19 protein-coding genes are annotated in these 11,932 nt (G+C 43.6%); 17 read left to right on the plus strand and 2 right to left on the minus strand.

What is annotated here, in order from left to right; genetic code table 11:
- Nucleotides 1-34: 34 nt before the first annotated feature.
- From rpsE to prfA, 15 genes are all read left to right on the plus strand, one after another.
- Nucleotides 35-562 (plus strand): 30S ribosomal protein S5, encoded by a 528-nt coding sequence (gene rpsE / locus RMZ41_RS30615; protein ID WP_174708102.1) that lies wholly within the window; start codon nt 35-37, stop codon nt 560-562.
- A gap of 125 nt (nt 563-687) precedes the next feature.
- The gene (gene rplO, locus RMZ41_RS30620) at nt 688-1,131 is read left to right on the plus strand and encodes a 50S ribosomal protein L15 (RefSeq protein ID WP_322640436.1); all 444 of its coding nucleotides are present in this window, start codon (nt 688-690) and stop codon (nt 1,129-1,131) included.
- A 74-nt stretch (nt 1,132-1,205) separates the two neighbouring features.
- Nucleotides 1,206-2,519, plus strand: a complete 1,314-nt coding sequence (gene secY, locus RMZ41_RS30625) for a preprotein translocase subunit SecY (protein ID WP_174708100.1) — start codon at nt 1,206-1,208, stop codon at nt 2,517-2,519.
- Nucleotides 2,519-3,073 (plus strand): adenylate kinase, encoded by a 555-nt coding sequence (locus RMZ41_RS30630; RefSeq protein WP_322640435.1) that lies wholly within the window; start codon nt 2,519-2,521, stop codon nt 3,071-3,073. Before secY ends, RMZ41_RS30630 begins: the two co-directional genes overlap by 1 nt.
- Nucleotides 3,074-3,253: 180 nt before the next feature.
- Nucleotides 3,254-3,478 carry a translation initiation factor IF-1 gene (gene infA / locus RMZ41_RS30635; RefSeq protein ID WP_006276978.1) on the plus strand — a complete coding sequence of 75 codons (225 nt, stop codon included), beginning with the start codon at nt 3,254-3,256 and terminating at the stop codon, nt 3,476-3,478.
- Between the two features lie 117 nt (nt 3,479-3,595).
- Nucleotides 3,596-3,709 carry a 50S ribosomal protein L36 gene (rpmJ, locus tag RMZ41_RS30640; protein WP_015129703.1) on the plus strand — a complete coding sequence of 38 codons (114 nt, stop codon included), beginning with the start codon at nt 3,596-3,598 and terminating at the stop codon, nt 3,707-3,709.
- A 116-nt stretch (nt 3,710-3,825) separates the two neighbouring features.
- Complete coding sequence (gene rpsM / locus RMZ41_RS30645) at nt 3,826-4,206, plus strand: 30S ribosomal protein S13 (RefSeq protein WP_322640434.1); 381 nt, start codon at nt 3,826-3,828, stop codon at nt 4,204-4,206.
- Between the two features lie 54 nt (nt 4,207-4,260).
- Complete coding sequence (gene rpsK, locus RMZ41_RS30650; protein WP_069070761.1) at nt 4,261-4,656, plus strand: 30S ribosomal protein S11; 396 nt, start codon at nt 4,261-4,263, stop codon at nt 4,654-4,656.
- 327 nt (nt 4,657-4,983) lie between these two features.
- The gene (locus tag RMZ41_RS30655; protein ID WP_322640433.1) at nt 4,984-5,931 is read left to right on the plus strand and encodes a DNA-directed RNA polymerase subunit alpha; all 948 of its coding nucleotides are present in this window, start codon (nt 4,984-4,986) and stop codon (nt 5,929-5,931) included.
- Nucleotides 5,932-5,962: 31 nt separating this feature from the next.
- Complete coding sequence (gene rplQ, locus RMZ41_RS30660; protein WP_322640432.1) at nt 5,963-6,313, plus strand: 50S ribosomal protein L17; 351 nt, start codon at nt 5,963-5,965, stop codon at nt 6,311-6,313.
- Nucleotides 6,314-6,387: 74 nt separating this feature from the next.
- Complete coding sequence (gene truA / locus RMZ41_RS30665; RefSeq protein ID WP_322640452.1) at nt 6,388-7,236, plus strand: tRNA pseudouridine(38-40) synthase TruA; 849 nt, start codon at nt 6,388-6,390, stop codon at nt 7,234-7,236.
- 117 nt (nt 7,237-7,353) lie between these two features.
- Nucleotides 7,354-7,815: a 50S ribosomal protein L13 gene (gene rplM / locus RMZ41_RS30670; protein ID WP_012410699.1), complete on the plus strand. Its 462-nt coding sequence runs from the start codon at nt 7,354-7,356 to the stop codon at nt 7,813-7,815.
- Nucleotides 7,815-8,231, plus strand: coding sequence for a 30S ribosomal protein S9 (rpsI, locus tag RMZ41_RS30675; protein WP_190935522.1), 417 nt, complete (start codon nt 7,815-7,817; stop codon nt 8,229-8,231). The genes rplM and rpsI overlap by 1 nt, the downstream gene beginning before the upstream one ends.
- A gap of 186 nt (nt 8,232-8,417) precedes the next feature.
- Nucleotides 8,418-8,660 carry a 50S ribosomal protein L31 gene (gene rpmE / locus RMZ41_RS30680; protein WP_109011936.1) on the plus strand — a complete coding sequence of 81 codons (243 nt, stop codon included), beginning with the start codon at nt 8,418-8,420 and terminating at the stop codon, nt 8,658-8,660.
- Nucleotides 8,661-8,763: 103 nt separating this feature from the next.
- A complete protein-coding gene (gene prfA, locus RMZ41_RS30685) occupies nt 8,764-9,861 on the plus strand; it encodes a peptide chain release factor 1 (RefSeq protein WP_322640431.1) in 1,098 nt (365 codons plus the stop codon).
- A 9-nt stretch (nt 9,862-9,870) separates the two neighbouring features.
- Here prfA and RMZ41_RS30690 read toward each other — a convergent pair whose 3' ends face one another.
- A complete protein-coding gene (locus RMZ41_RS30690; protein WP_322640430.1) occupies nt 9,871-10,317 on the minus strand; it encodes a hypothetical protein in 447 nt (148 codons plus the stop codon).
- A gap of 193 nt (nt 10,318-10,510) precedes the next feature.
- Between RMZ41_RS30690 and RMZ41_RS30695 the strand changes: the two genes are divergently transcribed.
- A complete protein-coding gene (locus RMZ41_RS30695; RefSeq protein ID WP_322640429.1) occupies nt 10,511-10,873 on the plus strand; it encodes a helix-turn-helix transcriptional regulator in 363 nt (120 codons plus the stop codon).
- 42 nt (nt 10,874-10,915) lie between these two features.
- On the plus strand, nt 10,916-11,374 hold the full coding sequence (locus tag RMZ41_RS30700; RefSeq protein WP_322640428.1) for a DUF29 domain-containing protein: 459 nt from the start codon (nt 10,916-10,918) through the stop codon (nt 11,372-11,374).
- Between the two features lie 52 nt (nt 11,375-11,426).
- On the opposite strand, the gene RMZ41_RS30705 is transcribed toward RMZ41_RS30700, so the two are convergent.
- Nucleotides 11,427-11,864 (minus strand): hypothetical protein, encoded by a 438-nt coding sequence (locus RMZ41_RS30705; RefSeq protein WP_322640427.1) that lies wholly within the window; start codon nt 11,862-11,864, stop codon nt 11,427-11,429.
- Nucleotides 11,865-11,932: the final 68 nt, after the last annotated feature.

Here is an 11,932-nt window from a genome sequence, read left to right on the forward strand (position 1 = left end):
CAAAAGACAAATGACGTTCACCAGAGTATAAATTATGGCAACAGAGCGTAAAAGTAGAACAAAGCGTGCCAAAAAAGAAGAAACCACTTGGCAAGAGCGGGTTATTCAAATCCGCCGTGTGAGTAAGGTAGTTAAAGGTGGTAAAAAACTGAGCTTCCGAGCGATCGTTGTCGTCGGTAACGAACGCGGTCAAGTTGGTGTCGGAGTAGGCAAAGCTTCAGATGTAATTGGCGCAGTTAAAAAAGGCGTAGCTGACGGCAAAAAACACCTTATTGATATCCCCATCACCAAATCCAACTCCATCCCCCATCCCATTGATGGTGTCGGTGGCGGTGCAAAAGTAATTATGCGTCCAGCCGCACCTGGTACTGGGGTAATTGCTGGTGGTGCTGTGCGGACTGTGTTGGAATTGGCGGGAGTTCGTAACATTTTAGCCAAGCAGCTGGGATCTAACAATCCGCTTAATAATGCTAGAGCCGCAGTCAATGCCTTATCTACATTGCGGACTCTTTCTGAAGTCGCGGAAGATCGCGGTATTCCTATTGAAAATCTCTACATCTAACTAGTCATGAGTCATTGGTCATTAGGAGCCACTGCGTTGCGGGGGTTTCCCCTGTTGAAGCAAGTGGCGTTCATTAGTGAATAACAATGACAAAGGACAAATGAGAAAGGACAACTTGGTAACTTATGAGACTCCATGATGTTAAGCCGCAAAAAGGCTCAAAAAAACGCAAGAAGCGTGTAGGCAGAGGTATTTCTGCCGGACAAGGTGCTAGTGCTGGTCTAGGTATGCGTGGTCAAAAAGCTCGCTCTGGTAGCGGGACTCGACCAGGTTTTGAAGGTGGTCAACAGCCATTGTACCGCCGCTTACCTAAGCTGAAGGGCTTTCCGATTGTCAATCAGAAGATTTACACTACGATTAATGTAGAGAAGCTAGCGTCCCTTCCCGCTAATACGGAAGTAACTTTGACCTCATTGAAGGCAGCAGGTATCCTGACTGCTGTCAAAGGGCCATTGAAAATTTTAGGTAACGGGGAATTGAGTATTCCACTCAAGGTACAAGCGGCAGCTTTCACAGGTTCAGCTCGTAGCAAAATTGAGGCAGCTGGAGGGAGTTGTGAAGTCTTATGAGTGAGCCGGAACAGCGCACTTAAATGCAAACCAACTCGCTGTCAGCGCCTGGTTCACTATAAAGGTAGCACTCTATGATCAGTCGAGATAAAGCCCCAACGGCTCAAGAAACTTTTATGCAGATGGCACAAGCAGCCGGGCTTAGAGGTAGGCTGCTTGTAACTGTCGGTGTTTTGATTTTAGTTCGCCTGGGTATCTACTTGCCGGTACCAGGAATTGATAGACCTAGATTTACCGAAGCTATATCGGGCAATAATTCCATATTCGGTTTATTGGATATATTTTCCGGGCGAGGACTTTCGACTTTGGGCGTTTTTGCTCTGGGGATTTTACCCTTTATTAATGCGTCCATTATCATCCAATTGCTCACCGCAGCGATTCCATCTTTAGAAAATTTACAGAAAAATGAAGGCGAAGCAGGCCGGCGGAAAATTTCGCAAATTACCCGCTATGTAACTGTCTGCTGGGCAATTCTTCAAAGTACAGCTTTTTCGGCATTATTCCTCCAGCAATTTGCCTTAAATCCAGGCCCAATCTTTGTAGCTGAAACTGCGATCGCTTTGACTGCTGGTTCTATGTTCGTCATGTGGGCATCAGAACTCATTACAGAACGAGGAATTGGAAATGGCGCATCTTTGTTGATTTTTGTCAACATTGTTGCATCATTACCAAAAGCTTTAGGCGATACCATCGATTTGGTACAAGTCGGCGGTCGGGAAACAGTTGGTCGTGTCATAGTACTAATCTTAGTTTTCCTAGCAACCATTGTTGGTATTGTGGTTGTCCAAGAAGGAATGCGCCGCATCCCGATTATTTCGGCTCGTCGCCAAGTTGGTCGTAGAGTTTTAGCGGAGCAACGGAGCTTTTTACCTTTGCGGCTAAATCAAGGCGGCGTAATGCCAATTATCTTTGCCGCAGCCATCCTCAGTTTGCCATTGCTGATTGCAAATTTCGCTAAGAATGCTGAATTGGCAAATATAATTAACACTTATTTGAGTCCAAGCGGTTCTGGCTCTTGGGTCTATGCCTTGGTTTACATGATTTCCATCATTTTCTTCAGCTACTTCTATTCTTCGTTGATTCTCAACCCGGTAGATGTAGCGCAGAATTTGAAGAAAATGGGTTCTAGTATTCCTGGTATTCGCCCTGGCAAAGCGACTAGCGAGTATATCGAGCGCGTTTCAAACCGACTCACGTTTTTGGGTGCGATCTTTTTAGGCTTGGTTGCGATTATTCCAACGGGTGTAGAAAGTGCTTTAGGAGTACCCACATTTAAGGGACTAGGTGCTACCTCTCTGTTAATTTTAGTAGGTGTAGCAATTGATACTGCAAGACAAATCCAAACTTACGTGATCTCTCAGCGTTATGAAGGAATGGTGAAACAATAGTGACGCGACTAATCTTCTTGGGGCCACCTGGGGCTGGTAAAGGAACACAAGCTCAAGCATTAGCTGAACACTTAAATATTCCCCATATTTCTACTGGGGAAATATTAAGACAAGCCATGACAGAGCAAACTCCTTTGGGAATCAAAGCTCAAAACTATGTAAATAACGGTGAGTTAGTCCCTGACCAGCTAGTACAGGAATTGGTACAGGAGCGCCTCAAGCAACCAGATGCAGAAAATGGTTGGATTCTTGATGGTTTTCCCCGTAAAGTGACGCAAGCGGCTTTTCTAGAAGACTTGCTGGAAACAATACATCAGAGTGGTGAAAGAGTAGTCAATCTAGATGCACCAGATGATGTTGTGGTAGCACGTTTGCTAGCTAGAGGCCGAAAAGATGATAACGAAGAAGTGATTCGTCGGCGGTTAGAAGTTTACCGCGATGAAACTGCACCTTTAATTAATTATTATCGCGATCGCCAAAAACTTTTAACAGTCAATGGCAATCAGTCCCAAGAAGAAGTCACTGGTGAACTGCAAAAGGCAATCATTTTTTGAGAAAAAAGAGTAGGTAGTAGAGAGTGGAGAATAAAAGATTCACCACTCCCTCCTACCAAGAAACAAATCAATTTTAGCTAAGATATATTAATAAACTGTTGATATATTTCTTAAAATGTGTTCTCTTGCAGATTAGTACTGCAACTGAACACAAAATTGTTGAGTTGAGGAAAAAACAAATTGTCTAAGCAAGATTTGATTGAAATGGAAGGCACGGTTACAGAGTCCTTGCCCAATGCGATGTTTCGCGTTGACTTGGACAATGGATTTAACGTGCTAGCTCACATTTCCGGCAAGATTCGCCGCAATTATATCAAGATTTTGCCCGGCGATCGCGTCAAGGTAGAGTTAACTCCTTACGACTTGACCAAAGGCAGAATTACCTATCGACTACGCAAGAAGTAACTATATGTAGAGAATTTTACCATAAAACCATCTTTTTGACTGTTGTTGAGTCAATTTAGTGGATTATTTTCCCTAAAAATGCTATAGTTTAATATTTGGAGTCAAAGAATAAAAGGCATGAAAGTTAGAGCCTCAGTCAAGAAAATCTGTGAAAAGTGTAACGTGATCAAACGTCGTGGTCGCGTCATGGTGATCTGTGTGAACCCGAAGCATAAACAACGTCAAGGATAACGTTCTTACCAACAGAGTAAGTTGTAACACTCAATATCATCATTAAAACAAAAAGACGCGATTAATCACGTTTTTCTAACCAACAGTAATTGCGAGAACAATAGGGAGAGTTCATTGTGGCACGTATTGCCGGAGTAGACCTTCCACGCGATAAGCGCGTCGAAATCGGTCTGACTTATATCTATGGAATTGGTTTATCACGCGCTCAAGAAATTATAGCGGCTACTGGTGTAAACCCAGACACCCGTGTTAAGGACTTAAGTGATGCCGATGTGACAACCCTGAGAGGGGAAATAGAAACCAACTATCAAGTTGAAGGCGACTTGCGGCGCTTGGAGTCTTTGAACATCAAGCGCTTAGTTGACATTGGTACTTACAGGGGTCGTCGTCATCGCATGGGCTTACCAGTCAGAGGACAAAGAACTCGCACTAATGCCAGAACCCGTCGAGGCAGAAGGCAGACAGTGGCTGGGAAGAAGAAGGCTCCAGGGAAATAAATTTGCAACGCTTGCTAATCAGAGCAAGTTTTACCTTAAATCAACTAAAGAAGTATGGCGAGACAACCAACAAAAAAAACCGGGAGCAAGAAGCAGAAACGGAATGTACCCAGTGGGATGGCCTACATCCAGTCTACTTTCAACAATAGCATTGTCACCATTACCGATCAAAATGGAGATGTCATCTCCTGGGCTAGTGCTGGTTCTAGCGGTTTTAAGGGAGCAAAAAAGGGAACTCCCTTTGCAGCGCAAACTGCTGCTGAAAGTGCAGCCCGTAGAGCCATCGATCAAGGAATGCGTCAAATCGAGGTAATGGTCAGTGGGCCAGGAGCCGGTAGAGAAACCGCTATCCGCGCACTTCAAGGAGCAGGACTGGAAATTACACTCATTCGGGATATTACCCCCATTCCTCACAATGGTTGCCGTCCACCCAAGCGCCGTCGAGTTTAAATACCAAGATTTGGCATTGAGGACGAAAAGCTACAACCAAAGGAAGTAAAATTACTTGCAACGCTCGCTTAGGCGGATAATGTGCAAAGTGTCATTGGGTAAAAGCTTGGGCGACCAAAAACGAGTCAGATTTTTCCTATAGGGAAAGCTGTTAAGCTTCGGGAACCCAAAATATTATTAGCGCCTGCAAGCTCAATAGGAGTATCAAACTATAGCGTGATTTCATACTAATAGTTTGCTAAACCTATAATCTACAGGACATAAATTCAATTCGGGAGGCAATTGATTTGTCTGCTAGCAGCACCTTAGAAAAAGGGAGGCTCATCCGTGGCGCAGTTTCAGATTGAATGTGTAGAGTCGAATACTGAAGAAAGTCGGAACCATTACAGCAAATTTGTTCTGGAACCTCTAGAACGCGGCCAAGGAACAACGGTTGGCAACGCACTGCGGCGGGTTTTACTGTCCAACCTAGAAGGTACAGCAGTTACAGCAGTGCGGATTGAAGGCGTTTCGCACGAATTTGCTACAGTTCCGGGCGTGCGGGAAGATGTGTTGGAAATCCTCATGAGAATGAAGGAAGTCATCCTGAAAAACTATTCCTCGCAACCCCAGATTGGTAGATTAGTTGTTAGGGGCCCAGCAACAATCACTGCGGCGCATTTTGATTTACCTAGTGAAGTAGAGGTCATCGATCCGACCCAGTATGTAGCCACCATTGCTGAGGGTGGAAAGCTGGAAATGGAATTTCGGATCGAGAAAGGCAAAGGCTATCGCACCGTAGAGCGAGGACGTGAGGAAGCCACATCGTTGGATTTCCTGCAAATCGACTCCATATTTATGCCAGTGCGAAAAGTCAACTATAGCGTTGAAGAATCTCGTGGGGAAGGCTTGATTCCAAAAGACCGACTACTGTTGGAAGTTTGGACAAATGGCAGTATTTCTCCTCAAGAAGCACTATCTTCAGCCGCTGGGATCTTGGTAGATTTATTCAACCCGTTGAAAGATATCTCCCTAGAACCAACAGACACAGGTTCCGACATTCCAGACGATCCAACTGCCCAGATACCCATCGAAGAGTTGCAACTTTCTGTGCGGGCATATAACTGTCTCAAACGGGCACAAGTTAACTCTGTGGCAGATTTGTTGGATTATACCCAAGAAGACCTCTTAGAAATTAAGAACTTTGGGCAGAAATCAGCAGAAGAAGTCGTGGAAGCTTTGCAGCGACGCTTGGGCATCACCCTGCCAATGGAAAGAGGCTCTAAACACCCTTAAGAAAAACCTTCATAATTCATAGTGCATAATTATGCGTCACCGTTGTCGCGTCAAAAAACTCAGTAAACCAGCCGATCAACGTCGTGCTTTACTGCGATCGCTCGCCACCGAGTTGATCCGTCATGGTAAGATCACCACCACTTTAATTAGAGCGAAAGTTCTAAGAGGTGAAGTGGAAAAAATGATTACTCTAGCTAAAAATGGCTCCTTGGCAGCACGCCGCGAAGCCCTTGGCTATATCTTCGACAAACAACTGGTTCACGCTCTATTTGAGCAAGCTCCAACTCGATATGGCGATCGCCAGGGCGGTTATACCCGCATCCTACATACCGTACCGCGTCGGGGCGATAATGCAAAAATGGCAATAATTGAATTGGTTTAAGTCATTAGTCATTGGTCATTAGTCATTGGTTATTCACAAATGACGAAGGACAAATGACAAAGGACAAAATCTGTATGTTAGAAAGCCACCAGCCTACACAAACTCATCGAGTAGCCTTGGTAATCCAATACCTGGGCACTCATTTTCATGGCTGGCAACGGCAAAAAAAACAACGGACTGTCCAAGAAGAGATTGAAACAGCGATCGCTATTATTCTTGGGTATCATGTAACACTACATGGTGCTGGGCGAACCGATTCTGGAGTTCATGCTGCTGCTCAAGTAGCCCATTTTGAAGCTACAGGTTTAATTCCGCCTCACAAATGGGCAACAATCCTTAACAGCTATCTGCCGCCAGATATATTAATCAGGGCTTCAGCTGGTGTAGATAACCGTTGGCACGCTCGGTTTAGTGCAGCCTATCGACGGTATCGGTACACAATATATACTGAAGATCGGCTTAACTTGTTTGTAAGAGCCTTCAGTTGGCATTATTATTATGCACCCCTGGATGAATCCTTAATCCAAGCTGCCTTGAAACCTCTCTTGGGAAAGCATCACTTAGCTGCTTTTCACCGTGCAGGCTCAAAGCGATCGCATTCCTGGGTAGAGGTGCAAGCAGTAGAGTGTCGTCGCAGTGGGCCATTTATCCATATTGAAATACAGGCAGATGGATTTTTGTATGGCATGGTACGACTGTTGGTAGGGATGCTGGTACAAGTAGGTTCTGGAGAACGGACACTTTCTAGCTTCACCGAACTCTGGAAAGAACAACGTCGAGAAGAAGTGAAACACGCCGCACCGCCCCAAGGGTTATGCTTGTTGCGAGTCGGCTATCCAGATTTTCCCTTTCCAAAAGAGATTTGGTACGACACCTTGCCAAAGTTCGTCACTAGTCAAGAGTCATTAGTCATTGGTCAGTAGAGACGCGATTAATCGCGTCTGTACAATAGTCATTAGTGAATAACAAAGGACAACTGACAAATGACAAAAGACAAATGACTAATGACAAATAACAAATGACAAAGGACAAATAGACAAATGACAACAGTTAAAACATACCTTCCTTCTCAAGCAACCCTTGAGCGTGAGTGGTACATAGTAGATGCCACCGATAAACGTCTCGGTCGCCTCGCCAGCGAAATCGCTCAGGTTTTAAGAGGCAAAAAGAAACCCGAATACACTCCCCATTTAGATACAGGTGACTTCGTAATCGTCATCAATGCCGAGAAAGTAGCAGTCACAGGCAAAAAGCGCACTCAAAAGCTTTACCGCCGCCATTCTGGTCGCCCCGGTGGGATGAAAACGGAAACTTTCGCTAAACTGCAAGACCGCATACCAGAGCGGATTTTAGAACAAGCTGTTAAAGGTATGCTACCTAAAAATAGCCTTGGTAAGCAGTTGTTCACCAAGCTGAAAGTTTACGCTGGGCCTACGCATCCTCATGATGCTCAAAAACCTAAAGAACTAAAAGTTAGTACAATTCCTGGAGAAGAAAATTAATGGTAGTAGCAGATGCTAATAGCGGTCGCGCCGTATACTGGGGTACTGGCCGTCGTAAGAACGCAGTAGCACGGGTACGTTTGGTTCCAGGCACCGGTCAACTGATTGTGAACGGTAAAGATGGAAACTTGTATTTCCAATTTAACCCCAACTACTTAGGAGTGATCAAAGCACCCTTAGAAACTCTGGGATTAGAAAACGAATATGACATTTTGGTGAAAGCAGAAGGCGGCGGCTTGACTGGACAGGCTGATTCTGTTCGTTTGGGAGTTGCTCGTGCCTTGTGCCAACTTGACCCAGACAACCGCCCACCTTTGAAAACCGAAGGTTACTTGACTCGCGATCCCAGAGCAAAAGAGCGGAAGAAATATGGTTTACATAAAGCCCGGAAAGCGCCTCAGTACTCTAAGCGTTAAGCGATTGGGGACTGGGTATTGGGTACTGGGTACTGGGTATTGGAGATTAGATATTGAGAATTGGGTATTGGGAAAAGTCCGTTGTTTATTTACATCTTTCCCAGTCCCCAATCCCCAGTCCCTAATCCCTAACCCCAATTGAAACCTGAAAGTTATAATTGATATAGATTCATCACGAAAGGAACAATGGCTAAAGCTGATATTCACCCCAAGTGGTATCCAGATGCTAAAGTTTACTGCAACGGTCAAGTCGTTATGACCATTGGCTCTACCAAGCCAGAATTGCATGTAGATGTTTGGTCTGGAAATCACCCATTTTACACCGGCACTCAGAAGATTATTGACACTGAAGGTCGAGTAGAGCGCTTCCTCCGCAAGTACGGTATGAGCAGCACTCAAACATCTGGCGACGATCAAAACAAAAAGTAGCGGGTTGGCTCTGCTGTTAACGACGGCCCTGCATCAGCTGGGTCGATTTTCTTTTATATGCTCGAGCCAATTTGTTATTTTTTAAGGAGCGATCGCAATCGTCATGGCTGAATCATACTTACTGGACAAACTAAAATCAGTTGAACAAACTTTTAATGAATTAACACGTCGTCTTGGCGACCCCGATACCGCTAGCAATCCTGATGAGTATCAAGAAATTGCTAAGTCTCGTTCTTCTTTGGAAGAAGTAGTTAATACTTATGAAATTTGGAAAACAGCCCAAGAAGACTTAATCGGAGCGCGTCAGGTTTACAAAGAATCTGCAAGTGACCCAGAGTTGCAAGAAATGGCATCGCTGGAAGTAAAGGAACTTGAAGAAAAAATAGAATATTTAGAGTCTCGCTTGAAAGTCTTACTGCTACCACGCGACCCCAATGATGAAAAGAATATCATGTTGGAAATTCGCGCTGGTACTGGTGGCGATGAAGCAAGTATTTGGGCTGGCGATTTGATGCAGATGTACACCCGCTATGCCCAGACTCAAGGTTGGAAAGTTTCTCTAGTGAGCGAATCTAAAGGAGAAATGGGTGGCTGGAAAGAAGTCATTCTAGAAATTAAAGGTAATGACGTTTACAGCCAGTTAAAGTTTGAAGCTGGAGTACATCGCGTGCAGCGCGTGCCGGCAACTGAATCTGGGGGACGGGTTCATACTTCCACGGCTACTGTGGCAATTATGCCAGAGGTGGATGATGTGGAAATTCACATTGACCCGAAAGATATTGAAATGACCACAGCCCGTTCTGGCGGTGCTGGTGGGCAAAACGTCAACAAGGTGGAAACAGCCGTTGACTTGATGCACAAACCGACAGGGATTCGGATTTTCTGTACAGAAGAACGCAGCCAATTGCAAAACAAAGAACGGGCGATGCAAATTCTGCGGGCGAAGTTGTATGAAATCAAGTTAAGCGAACAACAAGCAGCTGTAACTTCCATGCGGCGATCGCAGGTTGGTACTGGATCGCGATCGGAAAAAATTCGCACCTATAATTATAAAGATAATCGCGCTACCGATCACCGCTTAGGTCAGAATTATTCTCTTACCCCTGTTTTGGATGGTGATTTAGAGACACTTATTCAATCTTGTATATCTCTAGACCAACAAGAACGTCTCGCGGAGTTAGCGACTTCTGCCGCTAACTAATTTTTGCTGTTAAATATTCTGTAAAACCACTTGTTGTAATGTTGCTTTTAACACAGACAGGTGGTTTTCTAATATTGCGTGGAGTGTATCTTCTATTTCACTGGGATAACGGTAGTAGGCAAATTCGTACTTCATAATGTAATTTAGCTTCGCCCATTCCTTCAGGGTTTGACAGGTATAAATTAGCTTTTCTGCTTCCTCTTGCCAACGTACAAAAATCCGGTAGCTAAAAAAGCTGCTGCATATATTGCCTTTTACATCCCAGTAGGAAATACACACTTGATGCTTCAGACGGTGAATTTTTTTGATTTCCTTAACATCATGACCTTTGGCTTTCAGAGCTTCTTTTACCTGAAGGTCTGAAATGTGCCACTGTTCTGGTTTAATTTTATTAGTAGCTATAAGGTTTTTACCTTTGCGGCGATATTGATTAGTCTTGCGTGGCTTGCCAAACATGATGCACCCTTTATATTGTCGGCATTACTACCGATAACGTGATTGAAATTTTTATATCGATATTGCAAGTTTCATTGCGGTCTTACAATAATCATTTTAAATTATCATTAACAATGAAGCTTGTCAAGCTAAAAGTAAAGTTTTAGATTTTCCTCACTAAACTTGTAAATACAGTTGGCTAGCTATATAAATAGTGAACATCGAAAGCAGAGAAAAACTGATTGAAATCATTAAGCTAGCTCGTGGTTCAATGAGCCAGCGAGCTTTTGGCAAGCTTTTGGGAGTTTCTGCTACTGCTGTTCAGTTGTGGGAAAAGGGTGTGAATGTGCCTGATACTGAATATTTAGCAAAAATCGCAGTGAGAGCGGGTTACACACTCCAGGAGTTACTTAGCTGTCTGGATGGTAAGCCAATTGCAGAAACTTCAGATTTGAGTCTGATTCTGAGACAAATCCAGCACATGCCTCTGGCGCAAGTGGCTCAAATTGTCCAAGCTGCGGCAGATAGATTGGCGGCTGTGGCTGAAGCGTCTGGGGATGAAGCAAAAGCAAGTTGAATAATTCGTAATTCGTAGTGACGCTTGCTGTCAAAATTCAATATGGACAAACCTTTTTTGTACGATCAAGACTTCTATGGCTGGACACAGCAGCAGGCTAAAGCGTTAGAGCAGAGGCTAGTTATGGAATTAGACTGGCAACACCTGCAAGAGGAAATTCAAGCTTTGGGGAGACAGGAGTATCGGGAACTCGTAAGCAGTCTGAGTGTATTACTTGGTCATCTCTTGAAGTGGGAGTATCAACCCGAACAACGCTGTCGCAGTTGGTTTTTAACGATTCGAGAACAGCGTCGCGCTATCCACAGACATTTGCGACAGAACCCTAGCTTAAAGTCTCGAATAGAAGAAGCCTTGTTAGATGGCTTTGAAGCGGCTGTTGATTTAGCGCTACGAGAAACTAACTTACCACTACGAACTTTTCCAGAGCATTGCCCCTATTTATTTGATGATGCGATCGCAGACAATTTTCTGTGCGATACTCGTCAAGACTGGGAAGGATAATTCCTACCATTTTTCTTACGATGATTTGTTATTTGGAGATATGTTATATTTCTCAATAAATAATAGAAACTAGCTTTTCAAAATCTTGGGAATTAAAGCTTTGTCGAATTTTACCATTTCTAAGATAGTTTACCTGATGATCTTTAGATTCAAAGAAAGCGCCTAAGACAGGTAATTGTTCACTTTTAAGTCTAAAAATTATTGTATTCAGCTTATATTCTCCATACTTTTTAATAAGATAAATAAAACTATCAAAACTTCCATTTACAGCTTTTTCAAATTCTAATATATCCTTCTCTAATTTATTAGAATTTTGTAAAATTAACGGTGGTATATCTTTAAGACTATTGAGATAACTACTCGTAAATACTGCGTCTTTTTTCGTATATGCAATAATGTCATGATAATTGTATAAAATACCTATTTCTGAACCAGATTTTTTTAGGTATCTTTCAATCTGTTCCTCATGATTCTGTAAGTCTGGGAGCATCCAGTTTTGGAAGATTTACCATTTATGGGAAAATGTAAAGGGAAAGAACCCTGTGCGATCGCTGACAA

It is taken from the genome of Nostoc sp. DedVER02 (assembly GCF_034530675.2).
GTDB lineage: Bacteria > Cyanobacteriota > Cyanobacteriia > Cyanobacteriales > Nostocaceae > Nostoc.